Source organism: Paraburkholderia sp. JPY419 (assembly GCF_050435705.1).
Classification (GTDB): domain Bacteria; phylum Pseudomonadota; class Gammaproteobacteria; order Burkholderiales; family Burkholderiaceae; genus Paraburkholderia; species Paraburkholderia youngii.
In genome coordinates this window covers 1,506,202-1,530,571 of the sequence record NZ_JBNDKV010000002.1, presented here as the reverse complement: position 1 = coordinate 1,530,571, position 24,370 = coordinate 1,506,202, and the positions used below count along the sequence as shown (strand labels likewise).

Here is a 24,370-nt window from a genome sequence, read left to right as displayed (position 1 = left end):
GAGGAGCGCCAGAAGATGAACCTCATGGCTGCATCAGGCACGCCTGTTCGAACGATCATTGCGGACGATCATCCGCTGGTTCTACTGGCTATAGAAAATCTGATTGGCAACTATCCCAACCTGAAGGTGGTTGGCCGTGCGGCGGATGTCGCCGAACTGTTGATCGAAGTCGATCGCTGTCCTTGCGATCTCGTGCTGATGGATCTTTACATGCCAGGAGGGAACAACGAAAACCGGTTCGACATCGTCAGGCAGTTGAAGGCGCGCTATCCCAACGTGGCGCTCGTCATTCTGACAATGGAAACGGAAGCGGCGACGCTGCGCAAGGTGATATCGCTGGGCGTGGATGGGCTGCTGAGCAAGCGTGATCGCATCGATCTGATCCATGTGGCGCTGGTCATGGCGCTGGCGCGCGAATGTTATGTCGGTCCGGCGGTGCGCGCCATGCTGGCCGACGTAACCCTGACGCAACGTCTCGACTTCGTGCGCGCCACCCTGTCTCGCCGCGAGTTCGAGGTATTTACGCAGTACGCGTCAGGGCTCTGCGTTACTGAAATCGCCCTGCGGTTGGGACGTAGTGTGAAGACGATCAGCGCGCAGAAGTGCATGGCCATGCGCAAGCTGTCGCTGAATAGCGACGCCGAACTGTTTCGCTTCGCAGTCGAGTACGGAGTAGTGCCAGACCGGCTTGGTCAGGTCCGCTAACCGGGCGGCAACCTGCCGCGCATGGGCGCGGCGAATAGATCGGCATAACCGGGGAGACACATTTCGTGCGGTATGCCGATCGACACCATAAAAAAATCACGGAACAGAATGACAAACAAGATTCACGTCGTCGTGGCGGACGATCACGACTCCATTCGCGCGGGCGTCCGATCGCTGCTGCGCGACAAGCCGAATATCGAGATTGTCGGCGAAGCTGCCGACACCCGTGGTCTCGCGAAGCTGCTCGAAGCCTGCGCGTGCGACGTCGTCGTGTCGGACATCGGCATGCCGGGACTCGACGGAGATACCAGCGCGGTGCCGCTATTGCGTCGGCTGCTTCGGCGCACGCCGCATCCTCATGTGGTCGTGCTGACCATGATTGGGCGCGCGCATGTGTTGGCCGGGTTGCGCAATATCGGTGTGACGGGAATCGTCGACAAGCGCGACGCCGTGGACGCATTGATCGACGCGATCGAAGCCGTTGCCGCCGGAGGCACCCATCTATCGGAACAGGTTCGTGCCGCACTCGCGGCCGCGGAACCTACTTCACCCCGGCGCGGCGGTGCGATGAGCGCACGCGAGTGGGAGGTGTTTCAACTTTATGTGCGAGGCCTCGCGGTGCACGAGATCGCCACACGTCTGCGACGTAGCGACAAAACCATCAGCACGCAAAAACGCAGCGCGATGCGCAAGCTCGGACTGGAAACAGAAGCTGACCTGATCAACTACGCCACTCAGATTGGGCTGATATGAGGCGGCGCGATGGTCACATTTTCTTGCTTGCGACGGCTTTGATGTAGTCCTTATCAGACTTATCTGATTGGCATGGCTTGCGGGAGCCCCTAATAATCCTGGCCGCCGCCGGTCATTGCGCGCCTTGCGCCGCAACTGCCGCTATGGCTAGTTCGTGATCCGATTAGCAATGGATCAAGGAAATCCGGTGCAGACATCTTCGCGCGATCGTTCGGAGTCTGTGCCTCGTACTTGACGGATGGGGTAGAGATGGTTGCGCTAGGCAAGCGATTGTGGAGCGAGGGAGTGGGTACGGCATGGCTCGTGTTCGTCGGCTGCGGCAGTACGGTGTTGGACACCACGGGCATATCGCAGGCTAGTGGCGCGCTGCAGATGTCGTTGGCGTTCGGGCTTGCACTCGCTACTGGCAGCTATGCTTTCGGCAAGATCTCCGGCGCGCATTTCAATCCTGCCGTCACCATCGGTCTGACCGTCGCGCAGCGCTTTCCGGTGCGTGACCTGTTGCCCTATATCGCGGCGCAAATCGGCGGCGCGATAGTCGCCGCGGCGCTTCTCGCCTACCTCGCCAGTGGCCGGCCAGGTTTCGAACTCGCCGCGAGTGAATTCGCGGCGAACGGCTTCGGCGCTCATTCGCCCGCTGACTATCCATTGCATTCGGCGCTCGTCGTGGAAGTCGTGCTGTCGTTCGTGTTTGTCGGGACCTGCCTGGTGGTCGTCGTTCGAAAAGAGTTGGCAACGGTTGCGCCGTTGATCACCGGCTCATGTCTGATGCTCGTCTACCTGGTGTCCATTCCGGTCACCAATGGAGCGGTCAATCCCGCCCGTTCGACAGCGCAGGCAGTGTTCGTCGGCAACTGGGCGCTGGACCAGTTGTGGCTGTTCTGGGCCGCGCCGTTGGCCGGCGCAATCGCGGCTGGCGTGCTGTTTTCGTTTCTGGACGGTCGAGTTGATTCGTCCGCGGTGTCATTGGACGGACAGAGTGACGTTTCGTGAGCGGGGGACGCTACTCACCACTTCCGATCGATGCGAGTTCTCAAGGCGAGGTGACGCTGACGTTGGGGCTGCGGCGTTTGTTGCGGTGTCTGTGGCAGCGCTCGCCGCGCCACTCAATGATGCGTTGGCTGGCGTTATGTCTGTTGGCGGCTTCGCATGCGGTCTGCATGGCCGCGCCTGCCGGCGCTGCGTCAGAGTCACCCGTCATCTCCACAGTACGAGCCGATGCTTCCGCTTCGTCACCCATTGCATTTCCTTCCAAACTGACCGTGGGCATACTCGAAGGTGGCTGGCCGCCGTTCGACATCCCGCGGGGTGGTCAGCTCGCTGGCGTCAGCGGCGACCTGTTGCGCGCGCTCGTGGGGCCGAACGTCGTCATCGAGACGAAGAGCTTTCCCGACATGGCCAAACTGGTCGCCGCGGCTTGCGCCGGCGAGGTCGACCTGCTGACGAGCATAGCGCGCACGCCGCAGCGCGAGCGCTGCCTCGGCTTTACGGCTCCCTACTTCCACTCGTTCGCGTCGGCTGTCGTGCGTCGCGACGATGCCCGGCATATGAAACCCACCGACCTCGCCGGCGCGCGTATTGCGATCGAGCGCGGTTTTGCGCGTGAGCGTTTGTTGCGCGCCGGTTTTCCTCGCGCGAAGATCGTCTCGTTCTCGAGCACGCACGAAGCACTGAACGCGGTACTGCATGGCGATGCCGACGCCTATTTCGGCTTCACGCCGGTCGTGCAATACGAACTGGCGACCGACGCGTATCGCAATCTGCGCGTAGCGTTCGAGCAAGGCGGCAAAGCGCTCGACCTGCGCTTTGCGGTATCGCCCCGCCAGCTTGCCTTGCGCGATCAACTGAACCGCGCGCTCGTGTCGATGAATCCCGCCGAGGCTGCCGCGATACGCGCGCTCTGGCTGTCCGGCAACTTCAACGCGGCGCCCGCGACGGGTGCAGCACGCTTCGCGCTAACGCCGGAAGAAGAGAACTGGCTGCGTTCGCTGCCGCCGCTGCAGATCGGCTTCGACGACGACTGGGCCCCGTTCAGCTATGTTGACGCCGCCGGTCGCCCCGTCGGTCTGACCGCCGATTACCTCGAGTACCTGAGCGGCACGCTCGGTGTCGTGTTCAACCGCGCGCGCACGGCCGACTGGGCCGCCACCATCGACGCGTTCCAGCGCGGCGAGCTCGCGATGCTGTCCTCTACATCGAGTCGCGGGGCCCTTCTCGTGGGCGCCGACCATAGCCGCGTATACGAGAGCGATCCGCTCGTGATCGTCGGACGCAGCGGCGTGCCCACTCCATGCTGGTTCGACGACATCACGTCGTGCCGCGTCGTAATGTCGCCGCACGTAGCCGGTTCGGTGCCGCTCGCGTTGGGGGCGGTGCCGGTCGATCACATCGTCGTCGCGGCGAGCTTGGGCGAGGCGATGCGCATGGTCGCGAGCGGCGAGGCCGACGTACTGGTCGGCAACGCTGCCGCGATCAACGTGCAAATCCGGCAGCATTACACAGGCGCACTCAGGGTGCTCGACTCGCTCGGTGAATCCGACTCGTTATATTTTGCTGTACGCGAGGATCTGAGCCCGCTCGTCAAGCTGATCGATCGCGCGTTGCAGGCCATGCCGGCAGCCGAAAAGCAACGCATCCGGCGCAAGTGGGTGAGCCCCGCCGCGCCGGACAGCGCGATATGGAGTGTGACTGCGGTGCGGTTGCTGCCGGTGCTGATCGGCATCGGCGTCGTGCTGCTGGTCACGTTGCGCGCGTATGTGCTGCTGCAACGCGAAGTCCGGCTGCGCAAGCAGACCGAGCGCGAACTCGCACTGCAATTGAACTTCCAGGAAACGATGATGAAGACGGTGCCGTATCCGCTCATCGCGAAAGGCCTGGACGGACGGTACATCGCGATCAACGAGGCTTATGAGAAAGCGTGTGGGCTGGAGCGGAAGGACGTGCTCGGGCGTACGACGGCCGAGGTCGGCACATGGGGCGACGCAAACAGCCGCGTGCTCGACGACATGACGCGCGAGGTCCTGCGCGGCGGCGGCATCGCTAAAGTCGAACTGGAGTTCGAGGACGGTGCTGGCGAGGCGCGGCATGGGATTTTCTGGACGAGCGTCTGTGAAGGCGACGATGGGCAGCCGGCGTACGTGCTCGGCACGATGGTCGATATCACGGACATCCGGCGCGCCGAAATGCGCGCGCGCGAAACCGAACGGCGCCTGTTCGACGTCACGCGCTCGTTGCCGGCCGTCGTGTTCCAGATGCGGCGCTCGCCGGCCGGTGCCTATTCCTTCCCGTACATCGGCGGCGACGCGCGACATCTGCTCGGCGACAGCGATTCGCAGGGCGGGGCGCGAGTCGACTTCCAGCGCATATCGGAGCTGGATCGGCCGCTCGTTCTCGCCGAGCTCGAGCGTTCTGCGATCTGTACCGCTCCGGTGCATATGGAGTTCCGCGTCGAAAGCGCCGGTCAACTCAAGTGGGTGCGGGCCGAGCTGGTGCCGCGGCGCGATGCCGATGGCGGTGTCCTGTGGAGCGGCTATTGGGTCGACGCGAGCGTCGAGCGCGCGCGTTCGGAGGAACTCGCGCGAGCTCGCGATCTGGCCGAGGCGGCCTCGCGCGCGAAGGACAACTTCTTCGCGATGATGAGCCACGAAATCCGCACCCCGATGAACGGCGTGCTCGGTCTCGTCGAAGTGCTCGAACGCACGCCGCTCAGTATCGACCAGAGCGAAATGCTCGGCATGATCCACGAGTCGGCGGGCGCGCTGCTGCAGATTCTCGATGATTTGCTCGACTATTCGAAGATCGAGGCGGGTCGGCTCACGCTCGAAGCCGAGCCGATCGATCTCCGCGAGCTCGTCGATAACGCGGTGGGCCTGCTCGCCGGGCGCGCTCACGAAAAAGGGCTGAAAGTGCGCGTCGACATCGCGAGCGACGCCGCTGCGACGCTCCGTGGCGACAGCGTGCGTCTGCGCCAGATCCTGTTCAACCTGCTCGGCAATGCAATCAAGTTCACGCCGAAGGGCGAGGTGGGTGTCAGCGTAGCGGTCGTCGAAGATTACGCGGATTCGCAGACGTTGGAGCTGACCGTTCGGGACACCGGCATCGGTATCGCATCCGATGTGCAGGCGGGGCTATTCGAGCCGTTCGTGCAGGCTGAGTCGTCCACCACGCGGCGCTTCGGCGGCACGGGGCTGGGGCTGACGATCTGCCGCAAGCTGATCGACCTGATGAACGGCACGCTCACGCTGCACAGCGAACCCGGCCACGGCACGAGCATGATCGTGCGGCTGACGATGCCGATCGTCGAACAGTGCTATCCGATCAACGGTCTGCGCGGCAAACTCGGCGTAGTGGTCACGCGAGATCGACGCATCGGCCGGGCCCTCGCACACTTCGGCAAGGCGCTCGGGCTCGAACTGCGCAGCCTCTCGGCCGATGCGGCGACGCTGGGCAAAAGCGACGTGCTGAGCCGCGCGGATCTGCTGTTCGTCGCCGAGGACGTCACGTTGCCGGCACATATCGGCACGAATGCGCGCATCGTCACGCTGACCGAAAAACCGAAGCCGAGCGGTTACCGCATCCTCGACGACAAGGTGCACGTCAGCATCAATCCGATTTCGTGGCGCGGCCTCGGCGCCGCATGTGCGGCCGCGACGACGGGGCTGCCGTCGATGGCCCCGATGCCGTCGCGCGTGGTGGGCGCGCCGTTCACGACCGATGGCATCGCGCCGCCGCCTGATCGCGAACGCGCGCTCGCGAATGGGCGGCTGATTCTTGTCGCGGAAGATCATCCAGTCAATCAGGAGTTGATCCGTTATCAGCTCACCCTGCTGGGGTTCGCGTGCGACGTCACCAACGACGGCGCCGAAGCGCTCGCCGCGCTGGAATGCACGAGCTATGGCTGCCTGATCACGGACTGCCACATGCCAAACCTGTCCGGCTATGAACTGACCCGTCGCATCCGCGAAGCGGAGGCACTGCACGGCGGCGCGCAGCATCTGCCGATACTCGGCATCACGGCCAATACCGCGCCCGATGACCTGAGTCTGTGCCGCGAAGCCGGCATGGACGACAGTCTGATCAAGCCGACCCGGCTCGCCACGCTGCGCGACCACCTGAGCCGCTGGTTTGGCACTCACGCCGAGTGGCCCCCCGCGCCGGCGGAAACTTCCGATCGCGTCTCGACTGCGTCGGCCGGCGAGCGGCAGGCCACACAACCTGTCGGTGCTGAACCGTTCGTGCCCGTCGACCTCGCACGCATGACGCAGTTATGGGGAAGCGAGTCGACGGTCAGGGCGTTGCTAGATTCATTCGTCTCGTCGATGCGCGACGACATCAACGCGCTGGCGACGTTACTCGAACGCGCGGACATGGAGCGGGTGCACGAGTGGCAGCACCGGGTGATGGGGGCGGCGAGCGTGCTGCAGTATCCGCCGCTCGTACAGGCGCTCGAAGCCTATCGCCGCGTCATTGCCGCGAAGTCGCCGCAGCAGGTGCGTGACGAGGGGTATGCGCTAATTCGACAATGCGAGGCGATGCTCGATGGGATCGAACGGCAGGCCGGATTGCTCGTGTAGCGAGCGGCGCGCCGTAACCTCGCGCAAATGCACGGGCGATTCAATCGGCGGCAACCCAAATCCGGACGAAAAAAACGCGGCCGAAGCCGCGTTAAAGGTTTGGAGACGTCCTTCGATGAAGGAGTCACTTCTCGCGAGTCGAAGCATACCAGGATTGACATCGTTTATTTATTACAAAACGCGCAATTATATTTTCGATTAAATCGACTAAAGACATTTCGCACTATGTCTTTGCAGGCCATCATTCCAGTCGACTCCATATGATTTGCACTAGTATGTGGAAACTCCGCACGGCCGACACGGCGCCGCGGCGGCGCGTCAATGTCCGGAGAAGACCATGATTTCGCTGCGAAAATTTAATCTGGCCGTAGTGTTGTGGGCGCTTGCATCGAGCGCTGCATTTGCGGATACGGTTGCGCTGACGGCGAATCTCCAGCCGTCGAGCGAAGTGCCGCCGCGCGTGAGTCACGGGCACGGCATGCTGAATGCGACCTTCGACACGTCCACCCAATCGCTGCAGTGGACTGTTACTTACGAGGGCTTGAGCGGTCCGGTCACCGCCGCGCATTTCCACGGTCCCGCGCCGGTCGGCCAGAATGCGAAGGTCCAGGTGCCGATCGAGAAGAATGGGCTCGCGAGTCCGATCAAAGGCACGGCGAAGCTGACCGAGCAGCAGGTCACGGATCTGATGGCGGGGCAGTGGTACTTCAACGTTCATACTGCGCAGAATCCGACGGGCGAAATTCGCGGGCAGGTGTTGCCGGCGAACTAGGCGTGGGACTCGCGGCGGCTGGGCGCGCGTGCCGCGGCCACGATTACCGTCACGCGCCTGGAACCCGCCAAACCACGGTCCCCTGCCAACCCACGTACCCTGACGGGACTTCAACGAAGGAGCATGTCCCGATGAGCTGGCAAAGCGCGCTCGCTTGCTGGTATTTGCGCAGGCAGTTCCGGCCCGAAACTCTCAAACCGTTTATCAACGTCGAACGGGCGCGCGCGCTGACCTCGAAGCGCGTATGGTCGCCGCGCGTGCCGCGCGGCTGGCATCTGCGCGAAACGTATCGCGCAGGCGACGCGCCGCTCGTCGGCGAATGGCTGGAGCGCGTGGACGGCGGCACGGCCGGCGGCGCGGAGCCTACGGTGCTGTATTGCCACGGCGGCGGCTACTACTTCTGCTCGCCGCGCACGCACCGGTCGCTAACGTTCGCTCTCGCGACCCGCGCGGATGCGCGGCTCTTCTCCCTCGACTACCGTCTCGCGCCTGAGCATCGCTTTCCGGCCGCGCTCGACGACGCCACCGCCGCCTATCGCCAGTTGCTCGCGATGGGCATCGCACCCAGCTCGATCGTGATCGCCGGCGACTCGGCCGGCGGCGGTCTCGCGCTCGCCACGCTGGTCGCGCTGCGCGACGCGGGCGCGCCGATGCCCGCGGGCGGTCTGCTGTTCTCGCCGTGGACCGATCTGGCGACCACCGGCGCTAGCCTGCGCACCAACGACAGCGTCGATCCGATGTTCTGCGGCGCCTCGATCGAGCGCGCGGCCAAGGTCTATCTGGGCGACGCGTCGCCCACCCATCCGTACGCGTCGCCGGTCTATGCGGACCTGCACGGTCTGCCGCCGCTATTCCTGCAGGCGGGCAGCACCGAGGTGTTGCTCGACGACACGCGCCGCGTCGCCGACAACGCGCACGCGGCAGGCGTCGATTGCGAATGCGAGGTGTGGAAAAACCTGCCGCACGTGTGGCCGATGTTCGCGCCGTTCATGCCGGAGGCGAACCGAGCGCTCGATCGCGCGGCCGCCTTCGTGCGACGCGCGACGAGCCGCGCCGCGAACAGGTCTCAGGCTTCGAGCGTGACGTCGAGCGTCCGGTAGACGGCTTCGATCGTTTGCTGGCCGTATTGCCGCTCGAGCCGCCGCACGGTGAAGTGTCCGTGCGCGACCTGCTGGAAATGATCGATAAACACGGTATTGACCATCGCGCCGAGCACCGCGCCGATCGCCGGAATCGATTTGGCCGCGATCTGCTCGCTGACCTGCACCGAAAAGCGCGCGGCGATCGCGTTGATGAGCCGCAACAGAGCCGCCGAGCCGTGGGCCGTGAAGCCCTTGCTGGCCACCTCGGACGACGCCTTCGACACCGCCTGCGCGAGCGCGCCGCGCATGAAGAAGTAGCCGAGGTCGGCGTCGTCGTCCTCGCTCGAGGTGCCGCCCATGCCGAGCACGGTCAGGCATTGCAGCTGCGTGTCGACCGAGGTCAGGTCCTCGCCCTCGCTGCGCGCGATGTCGCAGATGGAGCGAAACATCAGCGTGGTCGTGACGGGCAGCTCGACCGGCAGCGCGAGCAATCCAAACGCGCCGCCGGCCGCACCGGTCGTCGCGACCGCGAACTTGTGCAGCAGGTTGTTCGGCTTGTCGGGTGCGAGCAGCCTGGCGTCGTCGCGCCGGCCGAGCGTGCGCAGCGCGATCGACAGACATTTGCGCAACGCGGCCTGCGTCGCATCGGACACTTTTTCGTTGGCGAACGCCGGAATGCGCGACAGCAGCTTTTCGATCGGCGCGCCGACGACGCTTGCGAGTTTCATTGCGAGCGCGGGGCTTTCGAGCTGATGTTTGGCGCGCCGCAGCGCGGCGAGGTCCTGCTCCGATAAGGATGGTGCTGCGAGCGAACTCGGCTGCATGAGCCTCCCTGGCATGTCATGGCGTGGATACTGCAAGTGAGTCTACCGCGTTGCAAGACGTATTCCGTCCCGCGTGGAGCGTTGCAGCATGATATGATTTCCAATCTTTTGACACGTCAACTTTTGCTGCATCAAAAATGGCTGTCCACACCGCCGCCCACCATTCGAGTGGGCAAGTTTTACCATTCCGCGAATCCCTGCTCGCCATGCTCGGCATCTCCTTCGTCACGATGCTGGTCGCGCTCGACCAGACCGTGGTCGGCACCGCGCTGCCCACCATCGTGTCCGAGCTCCGGGGCTTCGAGCTGTACGCGTGGGTCGCCACCTCGTATCTGCTGAGCTCGGTGATCACCGTGCCGATCTTCGGCCGGCTCGGCGATTACTACGGGCGCAAGCCGTTCGTGATCGCATCGATCGTCGTGTTTACCGGCGCCTCGGTGCTGTGCGGCGCGGCCAACGACATGCTGTTTCTCGTGCTCGCGCGCGGCTTGCAGGGCATTGGCGGCGGCATGCTGGTCGGCACCGCGTTCGCGTGCATTCCCGATCTGTTCCCCGATTCCGTCGTGCGGTTGCGCTGGCAGGTGCTGATGAGCTCGGCGTTCGGCATTGCCAATGCAGTCGGGCCGTCGCTCGGCGGTTTTCTGACGCAGTACTACGGCTGGCGTTCGGTGTTCTACGTGAATCTGCCGGTAGGCCTCCTGTCGCTGTTTTTCGTCTGGCGTTTCCTGCCGCATCTGCGGCACGTCGAACATGAAGGCAAGATGCGGCTCGACTGGCCCGGCGCGCTGTTGATCGCGATCGCGCTCGGCTCCCTGCAACTGTTCGTCGAGTTGCTGCCCAAGCACGGCATCACGCTGAGCGCGTTCGCACTGCTCGGGCTGAGCGTCGTGTCGGCCATCACGCTGTGGAAATGGGAAAAGCGTTGCCCCACCGCGATTCTGCCCGTCGACATGTTCCGCAACCGTAGTCTTGCCGCGCTGTTCACGCTGGCCGTGCTCGGCGGCTTCACGATGTTCTCGCTGCTGTTTTACGCACCGCTGCTGTTCCAGGGCGGCTTCGGCATGTCGCCGAAAGAGGCGGGCCTCGTGATCACGCCGCTCGTCGTGTTCATCACGATCGGCAGCATCACGAACGGGCGCGTCGTGTCGCGGATCCGGAATCCGAACCTGATGCTGTACATCGGCTTTGCGATGGTCGCGCTGTCATGCCTTGGCATCGTCGTCGCGACCCGATCGATGCAGCAATGGGTGCTGATGTCGTTCATGGTCGTCGGCGGCCTCGGGCTCGGTTTCGTGATGCCGAACCTGACGATCTTCGCGCAGCAGACCGCGGGCCGCGAACACCTCGGCATCGCGACCGCGCTGCTGCAGTCGCTGCGGATGATCGGCGGCATGATCGGCACCGCGCTGACCGGCACGCTCGTGACCCATATGTACAAGAGCGGCGTGCGCAGCGCGCTCGAAGGCGCGGGCGCGTCGCACTGGTTCGGCGATTTGGGCGATCCCCAGATCCTGATCAACCGCGATGCGCAGACTACGCTCGTCTACCAGCTGACGCACGCGGGCCACAACGGCGCGATGCTGCTCGAAAGCGCGCGCGAGTCGCTGGTCGGCGCGATTCATCTGGGTCTCGCGATGGCCGCGCTGATCGCCGTCGTGTCGGTGTGGCAAAGCCGCCGCGTGCCGCCGGTCAAGCTGCAGCGCAAGCTCGAGCCGGTGATTCACGCAGACTGATTTTTTGACTTGGTGTTGGACAGGCAGATTATGGAAGAACAGGACCGCGTCGCCGTCATGCAGCAATTTGGTCGCACGTATCGGGCATTCATGTCGGCATTCGAGACCCAGGTGGGTCATCCGCTGCCACGCTGGCGCATTCTGCTCGCGCTGCACGAGCAGGCCGGCGAGTCGTCGCAGAAGCGGCTCGTCGAGCGGCTGCGCGTCGATCCGGGCGCGCTGACGCGGCAGTTGAAGGCGCTCGAAAGCCTGGGCTGGATCGCCCGCAGCATGGATGCGCGCGATAACCGTGTGACCAACGTGCGCCTGACTGAAGCAGGTCGCGACGCGACCGAAGCGAGCCTGCCGCGTCGCCAGGCGTTCTTGCACGACACGATGGCAGGATTGCCGGATGAGGCGCTCGCGGCGTTGTCGAGCGCGCTGAAAATGCTGGAGACGCGCATCGGCGAAGTGGCGGCCAATGCGGGCGCAGCGGTCGGCGCCGCTGGAGCAGCCCAGGAAACCGCCGGCGACGAGGCGGCCCAACGCGTGTGATCTTTTCTCCGCTTGCGACGACAAAAAGGCTGTGCGCCCTTGGGCTCACAGCCTTTTTTCTATCGTCGGAAAGCCGCGCTTCAGCACGGCGCAATCCACTCCAATCCAATCAGAAAAACGTCTCGATCACTTCCTTCACGCGATACTGCGGATCGAGGACCAGCACCTGCTTCCACTTGTCGAACGTCAGGCACGGATGCGAGATGTCGAACGCGATCATGTCACCCACTTTCAGATCGGCGCCGGCGGGAATGCGCAGATACGCGTGCTGATCCATCAGACCGAAGATTTCCCAGCCTTCGCTCGCGGCGATGTCGCGCGGCGCCTCGTTGCCCGGACGATAGTGGCGCGCCGGCTCCGGCATGCCCGCGTCGAACGCGGAGTCGCGTTTGCCGAGGCCGATGATCGCGCGATCCGGCTCGGGAATCGACTGCACGTACGCCCACAATTGCAGCGCCGGCAGCAAGCCTTCGCCCATTTTCTTCGCGACCGGATTGCGCTTGAAGATGTCGGTCTGCGCCTTGCGATAGATGCCGACGTCATGCGTCAGGTAGCAGCCGGGCCGCAGCACGACCTCGACCTTGCCGGTTTGTGTCGCCTGCGCGAATTCTTCGGCGACCACGTCGTACCACGCCGATCCTGCGCCGGATAACACCGCCGGCGAACGCGCGAAACGTCCTTGCTCGACGAGCTCGCGCGTGACGGCAACCGCGCCTTGCAGGAACGCGCGCACCTCGGCTTCTTCCTTCAGCACGCCTTCGTACAGTTCGACGCCCGCGAGCTTCAGCACCTCCGGATAGCGCGCGATCGCGTCCAGCACCGCATTGCGCTGCGCTTCATCGCGCACGCCGGTGCGCCCACCCGGCACGCCGAGTTCGAGCAGCACCTGCAGCGGCTTCTTCACCGAGGTGAAGAATTCGCCGAGTTGCTCGACACCTTCGGCCGAATCGACGAGGCAGAAGAATTCGAAATCTGGATCGGTGAGCAACTCGGCGATCATCATCATGTTGTGGCGGCCGACCAGCTGATTCGCCATCAGGACGCGCGACACGCCGCCGTGATACGCCGCGCGCACCTGATGGGCGGTGGCTAGCGTGATGCCCCACGCGCCGGTTTCGAGCTGACGGCGAAACAGTTGCGGCGCCATCGTGGTCTTACCGTGTGGCGCCAGCTTGACGCCGTATTCGGCGACGAACGCCTGCATCCACTTCAGGTTGTGCTCGACGCGGTCCTCGTACAGCACGGCGGCCGGCAGGCTCACGTCCTCGGCAAGCAGGTTCCACTCGAGGCGCGCGGCGTCCTTCAGCTGGACGCTCGTGCCCGGAACCATGCCCAAGCCCTTGCTATAAGGATCAATCGTCGCGCCCTGATAGTTTGTAACTTTCATGTCTCCGTGCTCCATCGTCCGGTTAAATTGGATCAGATTTGACTTTACCATGTTACCGAAAGTACGATGTCCGGAAAAATGTTATTTAGTACCACGGGTTTCGAAGGCCGCCGGAAAGGGTCGCGAAAGCCGTGCCGCGAACCCCGCCGCCCGCCATGAACAGTAGCGCCGAACCGCTCGCTTTCGACATCGTCGCGCGCATCGCCGAATGCGCGCCGGAATTGCGCTCGGCCGAACGCAAGGTCGCCGCGCTGATCCTCGACGATCTGACCGGCGCGTCGCGCGCGAGCATCGGCGCGCTCGCGCAGCAGGCCGAGGTCAGCATCGCGACCGTCACGCGCTTCGCGAAGGCGGTTGGCTGCCGCGACGTGCGCGAGCTGAAGCTGCGGCTCGCGCAGGCGGCTGCGGTCGGTCAGCGTTTTCTCGAGCGCGACGCAACAAGTGACGCACCCGAGCCGATCGCCACGCGCGTGTTCGACGAACTGCAAACCGCGCTCGCGCACAATCATCAACTGCTGCGTCAGGCGCCGCTCGCCGAAGCGGCGGCCGCGCTGCGCAATGCGCGCATGATCTACGTGTTCGGCATGGGCGGCGGCTCGACCGCGCTCGCCGACGAAATGCGTTTCAGGATCGTGCGCCTCGGCCGCCCGGTCGCGACCTATCAGGACGGACTGTTGCAGCGCATGGTGGCGAGCACGGTGTCGCGCGACTGCGTGGTGATCGCGCTGTCCACCACGGGTCGCGTGCCCGAGATGGTCGAGAACTGCAAGATCGCGCGCAGCTACGGCGCGACCGTGGTCGCGGTGACCGCGCCCACGTCGCCACTGGCGAAGCTCGCCGACTGGCTGATCCCGATCGTCGCGTTCGAAACCGATTTCATTTACAAGCCGTCGTCTTCCCGTTACGCGATGATGATGGCGCTCGATGTGCTCGTCACCGAACTTGCCGTCAGCCAGGGCGACGAGAGCCGCGAATTGCTGCGCCGCATGAAGCACGCGCTCGACGCGCACCGCGGCGGCGGCGATCGACAACCGTTAGGAGATTGATCCATGCATTCGCATCCTGAAGCCGCCGACACGCTGATCGTCGGCGCGCAACTGTACGACGGCACGGGCACCCCACCCGTAGAGCGCGATGTGGCGATCCGCGACGGGCGCATCGCCGCGATCGGCAATCTGTCGAACTGGCTTGCTGAAGAGGTGATCGAGGCCGAGGGGCGCGCGCTCGCGCCGGGTTTCATCGATGTGCACACCCACGACGACACGCACGTGATCCGCTCGCCGCAGATGCTGCCGAAGATCACCCAGGGCGTGACGACGGTGATCGTCGGCAATTGCGGCATCAGCGCGTCGCCGGTGTCGCTGAAGGGCGATCCGCCCGATCCGATGAACCTGCTCGGCGAGCGCGATGCGTTCCAGTACCCGAGCTTCGCCGACTACGTGAGCGCGGTGAACGCCGCGCGGCCGGCGGTGAACGTCGGCGCGCTGATCGGCCACACGGCGTTGCGCAATAACCAGATGGACCGGCTCGATCGCGCGGCGACTGCCGAGGAAATCGAGCGCATGTGCGCGCAGCTCGAGGAAGCGCTCGCGCACGGCGCACTGGGCTTGAGCACGGGGCTCGCATACGGCTCGGCGTTCGCCGCGCCGACCGAGGAAGTGATGGCGCTCGCCGAGCCGCTCGCCGCGGCGGGCGCGCTCTATACGACCCACATGCGCACCGAGTTCGACGCGATTCTCGACGCGATGGACGAGGCTTACCGCGTCGGCCGGCATGCGCGCGTGCCGGTCGTGATCTCGCATCTGAAGTGCGCGGGGCCGTCGAACTGGGGACGCAGCGTCGAAGTGCTGAACTCGCTCGAAGGCGCGCGCGGCGGGCAGCCGGTCGGTTGCGACTGCTATCCGTACAACCGCAGCTCGTCGACGCTCGATCTGAAGCAGGTGACGGGCGACATCGACATCACGATCACGTGGTCCGAGCCGCATCCGGAGATGGCCGGCAAGCTGATCAGCGAAGTCGCGGCGGAGTGGGGCGTCTCGCAGCAGGAAGCGGGCAAGCGCCTGCAGCCGGCGGGCGCGGTCTATCACAACATGTCCGAAGACGACGTGCGGCGCATCCTGTCGCATCCGGCGACGATGGTCGGCTCGGACGGCCTGCCGAACGATCCGCTGCCGCATCCGCGGCTGTGGGGCGCGTTTCCGCGCGTGCTCGGCCACTATGCGCGTGATGCCGCGCTGCTGCCGCTCGAAGAGGCGGTGCGCAAAATGACGAGCCTGTCCGCGCGCCGCTTCGGTCTCGCGCAGCGCGGCGAAGTGCACATCGGCTATCACGCCGACCTGGTGCTGTTCGATCCGTCGAAAGTGCTCGACCTGGCGACTTTCGACAAGCCGCAGCAGCCCGCTGCCGGCATCGACGCGGTGTGGGTCAACGGCGTGCTGTCGTATCGCGACGGCGCGGTGACGGGCGAGAGGGCTGGCCGGTTCGTCACGCGCGGCGCACCGTCGAAGGGCGATGCGCAGGGCGCGTTCTGATTTTTATCGATTGATGGCGGCACGCGCGGCGAGGGCGCCGCGCAAGTGCCCGACTTTTTAAGGAGTGTGACGATGAAGCGATATGGCGTGGAAGGCGGAAAGGGAACGGGCGGTCAGGTGATGCCGTTTGCGCGTGCGGTCGAGGCGGACGGCTGGCTGTTCGTGTCGGGCCAGACGCCGATGGAAAACGGCGAAGTGATCAACGGCGGCATCGTCGAGCAATCGCACAAGGCGATCCAGAATGTGTTCGCGATCCTGAAGGAAGCGGGCTACGGCGCCGAGCACGTCGTGCGTTGCGGCGTGTGGCTCGACGATCCGCGCGACTTCGCGTCGTTCAACAAGGTGTTTCGCGAGTATTTTGGCGAGAATCCGCCGGCGCGCGCATGCGTGGTGTCGTCGATGGTGATCGACTGCAAGGTCGAGGTGGATTGCGTTGCTTATAAGAAGCCGGCGGCCTGAGCGCTTTGACGACTTTCATGTGACGAGGGCGCCGCAGGCTGTGATGGCCTGCGGCGCCCTCGTCGTGTTTGCCGCCGTGCTTTACCGTTACTGCCGCGCGAGCCGCATGTTGTCCGGCATCGGCAGGTTGTAGTTGGTGCGGAACGGGTTGATGTCGAGCCCGCCGCGGCGCGTGTAGCGCGCATAGACCGCGAGCTTCAGCGGTTTGCACATCTTCATGATGTCGACGAAGATCCGCTCGACGCATTGCTCGTGAAAGCCGGTGTGATTGCGGTACGAGATGATGTAGCGCAACAGGCCCGCGTGATCGATCTGCGGCCCGGCATAGTGGATCTGCACGCTGCCCCAGTCCGGCTGGCCGGTCACCGGGCAGTTCGACTTCAGCAGGTTCGAGAACAGCGTTTCCTCGACCGGCGCTTCGTCGTGCGCCGCGCTCAGGAGCGATGCGTCCGGCTGATACACGCTCGCCTCCAGTTCGAGCCGGTCGAGCGACAAGCCGTCGAATTCTTCCATTTTCAGCTTGCCGAATTCGTGCGGCGTGTGCAGATGCACCGACACCGTCGCGCCGCACGACGCGGACACGTCGCGCTTGATCGTGTCGCGCACGCTCTCGGCCGATTCGAAGGCGGTCTGCGCGAACGAGCCGAGATACAGCTTGAACGACTTAGATTCGACGATGTTCGGCGAATCGGCCGGCACGAAGAACGTCGCGACCGCGATCTGCGGTTTGCCGCGTGTATTCAGCCACGACAGCTCGTAGGCGTTCCAGATATCGGTGCCGAAAAACGGCAGTCGCGCGGTAATGCCGATCGCCTCGCGCGCATGGCTGCGCGCAATCGGAAACAGTAGCGTCGGATCGTATTGTTCGGTGTAAGTCGAGGACTTGCCGAGCGGGGATTGTTCGGGTGTCATGATGCGTTCACGATGCCACTCAGCACGTGCCCGGTCGCCGTTACGACGCGGGCCGATTCGCAGTGGCCGATCTGGTCGTCGAAGAAAAAGTCGGGCTCGAACTCGCGCAAAAATGCGCTCTTGTCGAGGCCGCCGAGGAACATCGCTTCGTCGATTTCGATGTTCCACGCCATCAGGGTGCGGATCGCACGCTCATGCGCGGGGGCCGAGCGTGCTGTTACCAGCGCCGTGCGGATGCGCATCGGCGCTGCCTCGTCCGCCAGTTTTTGCAGCCGGTGCAGCGCTTCGAGCAGCGGCTTGAGCGGACCGTCCGCTAGCGGCAGATGCTTGTTGTCGATCTCGTGACCGACGAACGCGCGCAGGCCGTCTTTCTGGAAGATGCGTTCCGCTTCGTCGGAAAACAAGACCGCGTCGCCGTCGAACGCAATGCGGATTTCGTCCGGGTACTTGCTCGCCATTTTCGCCGATTCCGGCAACACGCGTGCGGCAGGGAAGCCAGCGGCGAGCGCATCGCGCACGTCCTGCTGATTCGCCGACAGAAACAGCGACGCGTTCAGCGGCTTCAGATAACCGAACGGCGCGCGGCCGCGCGTAAACACCCCGCGCTCGATCGCGAGTCCGTGTTCGCGGCACGAATGAAACGCGCGCAGGCCGCTGATCGGATCGCTGCGCGACAGGATCACCACTTCGACGCGATGACCGACGGCGTTCAGCGCAAGCAATTTGCGGATCAGCGGAAACGCGACGCCCGGTTTCGCGGGCACGTTCAGGCGCTCGCGCTGCAACGCCTCGTAAGCCTTCAGGTCGCCGGCCTCGTAGACGCGGTTCTCTTCCTCGAAGTCGAACAGCGCGCGCGACGAAATTGCGACCACCAGTTTGTCGACAAGCGAAAGCGCCATCGGTGAGTTCCGGTCCGAAGAGATCAGGCGAGGAAGAGGCGGTAAACCGGGTTTTTCGTTTCTTCCCAGCACGGATAGCCGAGCGTTTCGATGAAGCGCTCGAACGCCGCGTGGTCGCTTTCAGGCACCTGAATGCCGACCAGAATCGAACTGTAGTCCGCGCCCTGGTTGCGATAGTGGAACAGGCTGATGTTCCAGTTCGGCGCCATCGACGACAGGAATTTCATCAGCGCGCCCGGACGCTCGGGAAACTCGAAGCGGAACAGACGTTCGTCGCGCGCGAGCGGCGAGCGGCCACCGACCATGTAGCGGATGTGCTGCTTCGACAGTTCGTCGAAGGTCAGATCGACGGTCGCGAAGCCGTGCGCCTCGAAGGCGCCGGCGATCTGCGCCGGTTCGCTGCGGTTGCGGATCTGCACGCCGACGAAGATATGCGCCGAGTTCGCGTCGGCGATCCGGTAGTTGAATTCGGTAACGCTGCGCGTGCCGACCAGTTCGCAGAAGCGCTTGAAGCTGCCGCGCTCTTCGGGGATCGTCACCGCGAAGACCGCCTCGCGGGCTTCGCCCACTTCGGCGCGTTCGGCGACGAAGCGCATGCGGTCAAAGTTCATGTTCGCGCCCGACGTGATCGCGATCAGCGTCTGGTTCTCGATGCCTTCCCGTTCGGCGTACTGCTTGGCGCCCGCCACCGCGAGCGAGCCCGCCGGTTCGAGCACGCTGCGCGTGTCCTGGAACACGTCCTTGATCGCCGCGCACAAAGCATCCGTGTTCACGAGCAGCACTTCGTCGAGATATTCGCTGCACAGGCGGAAGGTTTCCTCGCCGACGAGCTTCACCGCGGTGCCGTCCGAGAACAGGCCCACCTCGTTCAGCGTCACGCGCTCGCCCGCCTTCAGCGACGCGGCCATCGCGCACGAATCATCGGTCTGCACGCCGATCACCTTGATCTCCGGGCGCACCGATTTCACGTATGCGGCGACACCGGCGGCGAGACCGCCGCCGCCGATCGGCACGAAGATCGCGTGAATCGGCCCCTGGTGCTGGCTGAGGATTTCCATCGCCACCGTGCCCTGGCCGGCGATCACGTACGGATCATCGAACGGATGCACGAAGGTCAGGCCGCGCTCCTCCTGCAGCTTGACCGCGTGACCGTAGGCATCGCTATACGATTCGCCGAACTGCACGACCTCGACGGTCGGCCCGCCATGCGTGCGGATCGCGTCGACCTTGACCTGCGGGGTCGTCACCGGCACGACGATGATCGCCTTCACGCCCATGCGTGCGGCCGACAACGCGACGCCCTGCGCATGATTGCCGGCCGACGCGGTGATCACGCCGCGACTGAGCGCTTCGGCCGGAATATGCGCCATCTTGTTGTACGCGCCGCGCAGCTTGAACGAGAACACCGGCTGGTTGTCCTCGCGCTTCAGATAGACCGGATTGCGCAGCCGCGCCGACAGGTTCGGCGCGCGTTCGAGTTCGGTCTCGCGCGCCACGTCGTAGACGCGCGCGGTCAGGGTCTTTTTCAGGTAGTCGTGGGAAGCCATGCGGGTCGCGCGGTGCGCTATGTGAGACGGGAAAACGTCAATGATAGCGCCAACGGTGCCTGCTCTGGCCGTTCCGCGCGCGGCGGAGAAGGGTGGCACGCCGCTGGCCGGGCCGTTTCGGCACCGTGGAGCGAAGTTTGCCAAACCGTCCGGCCGGTCAATGGGGGCGCACGCGAAACGCCGCTGGATTTGCCGCCAAATCCCCCGAAGCGCCGTCACCGCCCAGGTTCCTGCCGTCAACGCGTGGCGGGATGATGCGGTAGAATTCCATTTTGGAATAAGGATCGGAAGATGCACTGGCAGCCTCGGATCGCCCATTTGATGCCTGTTCCGCGCGAATCCTGCCCCGCGGCGGAGCGGCATGCCCGCCACGCGCGATCGTGTAGCTGTCACTGAGTGCCGCGAAGCGACCGCCGTGAGTTGGCCGCCGGTCGCGTTCGCTCCCCTGGAAGCCCTAGAAGATTTCAAGCATTGCGCCCCACGCGCATTGTCGGCCGACGCCTCGTGACGAGCGCGCCAGGCCGACCTACCGAGTCGTCCAAACATGAACGCACCTCAAGTTTTCGATCCGCACGGCGCCGCCGCTGCGGTGGCCGCCGATCCCGAAGCGCGTCTGCGCGAAATTCCCTACAACTACACGTCGTTCTCCGACCGCGAAATCGTCATCCGCCTGCTCGGCAACGACGCCTGGGACGCGCTCGCCGAACTTCGCGCCGAACGCCGCACCGGCCGCTCGGCGCGCATGCTGTATGAAGTGCTCGGCGATATCTGGGTCGTGCGGCGCAATCCGTATCTGCAAGATGACCTGCTCGACAATCCGAAGCGCCGCGCGCTGCTGATCGAGGCGCTCAATCACCGCCTGGCCGAAATCGAGAAGCGCCGCCGCGCCGATCTGAGCCAACACGGCGACGAAGCCGGCGTCGATCGCGCCGCGCGCGTCGAAAAGCTGGTGCAGGCCGCGCGCCGCGCGATCGACCAATTCGCCAGCGAATTCCAGCAGACCTACGACCTGCGCCGCCGCGCCACGCGCGTGCTCGGCAAGGTCACGCAGAAGGACAACATCAAGTTCGACGGCCTGTCGCGCGTCTCGCACGTGACCGACGCGACCGACTGGCGCGTCGAATACCCATTCGTCGTGCTGACGCCGGACTCGGAAGCCGAAATCGCCGGCATGATCAAGGCCTGCTTCGAACTCGGCCTGACCGTGATTCCGCGCGGCGGCGGCACCGGCTACACGGGCGGCGCGGTGCCGCTCACGCCGTTCTCGGCCGTCATCAACACAGAAAAGCTCGAACAGCTCGGCCCGGTCGAAATGACCCAACTGCCGGGCGTCGATCGCAAGGTCGCGACGATCTTCTCGGGTGCGGGCGTCGTCACGCGCCGCGTGACCGAAGCGGCCGAGCAGGCCGGCTTCGTGTTCGCGGTCGACCCGACCTCGCTCGACGCGTCCTGCGTCGGCGGCAACGTCGCGATGAACGCGGGCGGCAAGAAGGCGGTGCTATGGGGCACGGCGCTCGACAACCTCGCGTGGTGGCGCATGGTCGACCCGGAAGGGAACTGGCTAGAAGTCACGCGTCTCGAGCACAACATGGGCAAGATCCACGACATCGAAGTCGCGCGTTTCGAGCTCAAGTGGTTCGACGGCAACTACGCGCCGGGCGAGAAACTGCTGCGCACTGAGGCGCTCGATATCAAGGGCCGCGTGTTCCGCAAGGAAGGCCTCGGCAAGGACGTCACCGATAAATTCCTCGCCGGACTGCCGGGCGTGCAGAAGGAAGGCTGCGACGGCCTCATCACGTCCGCGCGCTGGGTGCTTCACAAGATGCCCGCGCATACGCGCACCGTCTGTCTCGAGTTCTTCGGCCAGGCGCGCGAGGCGATTCCGAGCATCGTCGAAATCAAGGACTACCTGTTCGAGACGTCGCGCCAGGGCGGCGCGATTCTCGCGGGCCTCGAGCATCTCGACGAGCGCTATCTGCGCGCGGTCGGGTATGCCACCAAGAGCAAGCGCAACGCGTTTCCGAAGATGGTGCTGATCGGCGATATCGTCGGCAACGATGCGGACGCGGTCGCGCAGGCCACCTCGGAAGTCGTGCGAATGGCCAACGGCAAGAGCGGCGAAGGTTTCGTCGCGGTCAGCGCCGAGGCCCGCAAGCGCTTCTGGCTCGACCGCAGCCGCACCGCCGCGATCGCGAAGCACACCAACGCGTTCAAGATCAACGAAGACGTCGTGATTCCGCTCGACCGCATGGGCGAGTACACGGACGGCATCGAGCGTATCAACATCGAGCTGTCGCTGAAGAACAAGCTGCAACTGGTCAACGCGCTCGAAGCGTTCTTCAAGGGCGGCAAGCTGCCGCTCGGCAAGAGCGACGACGCGAACGAAATCCCGAGCGCCGAGCTGCTCGAAGACCGCGTGCAGCAGGCGCTCGATCTGCTCGCGCGGGTGCGTACGCGCTGGGAGTTCCTGCGCGACAAGCTCGATCTGTCGCTGCGCGAGGCGCAGCACTATCTGGTCGGCCTCGGCTATGAATCGCTCGCGGAGAAGTTTGCCGATCGCGTCGACGCGCAAGCGGAAGCAACCGTATTCCACCTCGCCCAAGACCGCACGATCCGCGTGTCGTGGAAGCAGGAAATCCGTGCCGAATTGCGGCAGATTTTCAATGGCGGCGAGTTCAAGCCGATCCTCGACGAAGCCCAGGCGATCCACAAGCAGGTGCTGCGCGGCCGCGTGTTCGTCGCGCTGCACATGCACGCGGGCGACGGCAACGTGCATACCAACATCCCGGTCAACTCCGACAACTACGAGATGCTGCAGGACGCGCATACGGCGGTCGCGCGCATCATGAAGCTCGCGCGTTCGCTCGACGGCGTGATCTCCGGCGAGCACGGCATCGGCATCACGAAGCTCGAGTTCCTGACCGACGATGAGATCGGCGAATTCCGCAAGTACAAGCAGCGCGTCGATCCGCATGGCCGCTTCAACGCCGGCAAGCTGCTCGAAGGCGCGGACTTGCGCAACGCGTACACGCCGAGCTTCGGTCTGATGGGCTACGAATCGCTGATCATGCAGCAGTCCGATATCGGCGCGATTTCCGAGTCGATCAAGGACTGTCTGCGCTGCGGCAAGTGCAAGCCGGTCTGCGCGACGCACGTGCCGCGCGCGAACCTGCTGTACAGCCCGCGCAACAAGATTCTCGCCACCTCCCTGCTGGTCGAGGCATTCCTGTACGAAGAGCAGACGCGCCGCGGCGTATCGATCAAGCACTGGGATGAGTTCAACGACGTCGCCGATCACTGCACCGTCTGCCATAAGTGCGTGACGCCGTGCCCGGTGAAGATCGACTTCGGCGACGTGTCGATGAACATGCGCAACCTGTTGCGCAAGATGGGCAAGAAGAAGTTCAACCCGGGCAACGCGGCGGGCATGTTCTTCCTGAACGCGACGAATCCGCAGACCATCAACCTCGCGCGCACCGCGATGATGGGCGTCGGCTACAAGGCGCAACGCCTCGGCAACGAGGTGCTGAAGAAGTTCACGAAGAAGCAGACCGCCCATCCGCCCGCCACGGTCGGCAAGCCGGTGATCACCCAGCAGGTGATCCACTTCATGAACAAGAAGATGCCGGGCAACCTGCCGAAGAAGACCGCGCGTGCTTTGCTCGATATCGAGGACAACAAGATCGTCCCGATCATCCGCAATCCGAAGACGACCACCGCCGACACCGAAGCGGTGTTCTACTTCCCGGGCTGCGGCTCCGAGCGGCTGTTCTCGCAGGTGGGCCTCGCGACCCAGGCAATGCTGTGGGAGGCGGGCGTGCAGACCGTGCTGCCGCCAGGCTACCTGTGCTGCGGCTATCCGCAGCGCGGCTCGGGCCAGTACGACAAGGCCGAGCAGATCGTCACCGACAACCGCGTGCTGTTCCACCGCGTCGCCAATACGCTGAACTACCTCGACATCAAGACGGTGGTGGTGTCTTGCGGCACGTGTTACGACCAGCTCGCCGGCTACGAATTCGAAAAGATCTTCCCGGGTTGCCGGATCATCGACATCCATGAGTACCTGCTGGAAAAAGGCATCAAGCTCGATGGCGTGAACGGCGTGCGCTACATGTACCACGACCCGTGCCATTCGCCGATCAAGACGATGGACCCGGTCAAGCTCGTCAACCAGCTGATGGGTTCGGAGCAGGACGGCTACAAGATCGAGAAGAACGACCGCTGCTGCGGCGAATCGGGCACGCTCGCGGTCACGCGTCCCGACATCTCGACCCAGGTGCGCTTCCGCAAGGAAGAAGAAATTCGCAAGGGTGCGGCGAAGTTGCGCGGGATACCGCTCGTCGCCGAAGCGGGCGCGAACGCGATCAATCCGGCCAATGCATCGGCCGGATCCGCCGGTGCGCCGAACGGTTCCGTGCTGAAGGCCGGCGACGGTCCGCAGCCGGGTAACGGCAACGCGGGTTCGACCGACGTCAAGATCCTCACGAGCTGCCCGTCGTGCCTGCAAGGGCTGTCGCGCTACAACGAAGACGCGGGTACCGAGGCGGATTACATCGTGGTCGAGATGGCACGTCACGTGCTCGGCGAAAACTGGATGGCGGACTACGTACAGCGGGCGAACAATGGCGGAATCGAGCGCGTGCTGGTTTAATGGCACGA

General features: G+C 64.5%; 18 protein-coding genes. 12 read left to right on the top strand and 6 right to left on the bottom strand.

The features are described from left to right. The first annotated feature begins 15 nt into the window (after positions 1–15). The 3 genes from QFZ91_RS13115 to aqpZ all read left to right on the top strand — a co-directional run bounded on the left by QFZ91_RS13115 (position 16) and on the right by aqpZ (position 2,451). A complete protein-coding gene (locus QFZ91_RS13115; RefSeq protein WP_429535295.1) occupies positions 16–705 on the top strand; it encodes a response regulator in 690 nt (229 codons plus the stop codon). Between the two features lie 108 nt (positions 706–813). After that, positions 814–1,458 (top strand): response regulator transcription factor, encoded by a 645-nt coding sequence (locus QFZ91_RS13110; protein ID WP_176109591.1) that lies wholly within the window; start codon positions 814–816, stop codon positions 1,456–1,458. A gap of 249 nt (positions 1,459–1,707) precedes the next feature. Then, the gene (gene aqpZ, locus QFZ91_RS13105) at positions 1,708–2,451 is read left to right on the top strand and encodes an aquaporin Z (RefSeq protein ID WP_429567485.1); all 744 of its coding nucleotides are present in this window, start codon (positions 1,708–1,710) and stop codon (positions 2,449–2,451) included. 40 nt (positions 2,452–2,491) lie between these two features. Here the strand turns inward: aqpZ and QFZ91_RS13100 are convergent, their stop codons facing one another. Continuing rightward, a complete protein-coding gene (locus QFZ91_RS13100) occupies positions 2,492–2,698 on the bottom strand; it encodes a hypothetical protein (protein ID WP_176382518.1) in 207 nt (68 codons plus the stop codon). Between QFZ91_RS13100 and QFZ91_RS13095 the strand changes: the two genes are divergently transcribed. The 3 genes from QFZ91_RS13095 (at position 2,619) to QFZ91_RS13085 (ending at position 8,903) form a co-directional block, all read left to right on the top strand. Beyond that, complete coding sequence (locus tag QFZ91_RS13095; protein ID WP_429567484.1) at positions 2,619–7,031, top strand: ATP-binding protein; 4,413 nt, start codon at positions 2,619–2,621, stop codon at positions 7,029–7,031. The two genes, QFZ91_RS13100 and QFZ91_RS13095, sit on opposite strands and share 80 nt — an antisense overlap. 337 nt (positions 7,032–7,368) lie before the next feature. Continuing rightward, a complete protein-coding gene (locus tag QFZ91_RS13090) occupies positions 7,369–7,803 on the top strand; it encodes a CHRD domain-containing protein (RefSeq protein WP_429567483.1) in 435 nt (144 codons plus the stop codon). A gap of 131 nt (positions 7,804–7,934) precedes the next feature. Then, entirely contained in the window at positions 7,935–8,903 is a 969-nt protein-coding gene (locus QFZ91_RS13085; protein ID WP_429567482.1) for an alpha/beta hydrolase, read from the top strand. Here the strand turns inward: QFZ91_RS13085 and QFZ91_RS13080 are convergent. Further along, positions 8,870–9,709, bottom strand: a complete 840-nt coding sequence (locus tag QFZ91_RS13080; protein WP_429567481.1) for an EcsC family protein — start codon at positions 9,707–9,709, stop codon at positions 8,870–8,872. The genes QFZ91_RS13085 and QFZ91_RS13080 overlap by 34 nt on opposite strands. 137 nt (positions 9,710–9,846) lie before the next feature. On the opposite strand from QFZ91_RS13080, the gene QFZ91_RS13075 reads away from it, so the two are divergent. Continuing rightward, complete coding sequence (locus QFZ91_RS13075; RefSeq protein WP_176382520.1) at positions 9,847–11,442, top strand: MDR family MFS transporter; 1,596 nt, start codon at positions 9,847–9,849, stop codon at positions 11,440–11,442. Between the two features lie 30 nt (positions 11,443–11,472). Further along, positions 11,473–11,976 carry a MarR family winged helix-turn-helix transcriptional regulator gene (locus QFZ91_RS13070; protein WP_429567480.1) on the top strand — a complete coding sequence of 168 codons (504 nt, stop codon included), beginning with the start codon at positions 11,473–11,475 and terminating at the stop codon, positions 11,974–11,976. 109 nt (positions 11,977–12,085) lie between these two features. Here the strand turns inward: QFZ91_RS13070 and QFZ91_RS13065 are convergent, their stop codons facing one another. After that, on the bottom strand, positions 12,086–13,363 hold the full coding sequence (locus QFZ91_RS13065; RefSeq protein WP_429567479.1) for an amino acid deaminase: 1,278 nt from the start codon (positions 13,361–13,363) through the stop codon (positions 12,086–12,088). 155 nt (positions 13,364–13,518) lie between these two features. Between QFZ91_RS13065 and QFZ91_RS13060 the strand changes: the two genes are divergently transcribed. From QFZ91_RS13060 to QFZ91_RS13050, 3 genes are all read left to right on the top strand, one after another. Then, the gene (locus QFZ91_RS13060) at positions 13,519–14,409 is read left to right on the top strand and encodes a MurR/RpiR family transcriptional regulator (RefSeq protein WP_429567478.1); all 891 of its coding nucleotides are present in this window, start codon (positions 13,519–13,521) and stop codon (positions 14,407–14,409) included. 3 nt (positions 14,410–14,412) lie between these two features. Beyond that, positions 14,413–15,894, top strand: coding sequence for an N-acyl-D-amino-acid deacylase family protein (locus tag QFZ91_RS13055; RefSeq protein ID WP_429567477.1), 1,482 nt, complete (start codon positions 14,413–14,415; stop codon positions 15,892–15,894). A gap of 72 nt (positions 15,895–15,966) precedes the next feature. Next, complete coding sequence (locus tag QFZ91_RS13050) at positions 15,967–16,353, top strand: RidA family protein (protein ID WP_008923846.1); 387 nt, start codon at positions 15,967–15,969, stop codon at positions 16,351–16,353. Between the two features lie 87 nt (positions 16,354–16,440). On the opposite strand, the gene queF is transcribed toward QFZ91_RS13050, so the two are convergent. From queF to ilvA, 3 genes are read right to left on the bottom strand one after another with little or no spacing between them, the layout of a single operon-like run. Continuing rightward, a complete protein-coding gene (queF, locus tag QFZ91_RS13045) occupies positions 16,441–17,265 on the bottom strand; it encodes an NADPH-dependent 7-cyano-7-deazaguanine reductase QueF (RefSeq protein WP_176382523.1) in 825 nt (274 codons plus the stop codon). After that, positions 17,262–18,164, bottom strand: coding sequence for a 5'-nucleotidase (locus tag QFZ91_RS13040; RefSeq protein ID WP_176125028.1), 903 nt, complete (start codon positions 18,162–18,164; stop codon positions 17,262–17,264). The genes queF and QFZ91_RS13040 overlap by 4 nt, the downstream gene beginning before the upstream one ends. Positions 18,165–18,187: 23 nt before the next feature. Beyond that, a complete protein-coding gene (gene ilvA, locus QFZ91_RS13035; RefSeq protein WP_429558909.1) occupies positions 18,188–19,732 on the bottom strand; it encodes a threonine ammonia-lyase, biosynthetic in 1,545 nt (514 codons plus the stop codon). Between the two features lie 523 nt (positions 19,733–20,255). Between ilvA and QFZ91_RS13030 the strand changes: the two genes are divergently transcribed. After that, positions 20,256–24,362 carry a DUF3683 domain-containing protein gene (locus QFZ91_RS13030; protein WP_429567476.1) on the top strand — a complete coding sequence of 1,369 codons (4,107 nt, stop codon included), beginning with the start codon at positions 20,256–20,258 and terminating at the stop codon, positions 24,360–24,362. Positions 24,363–24,370 lie beyond the last annotated feature (8 nt).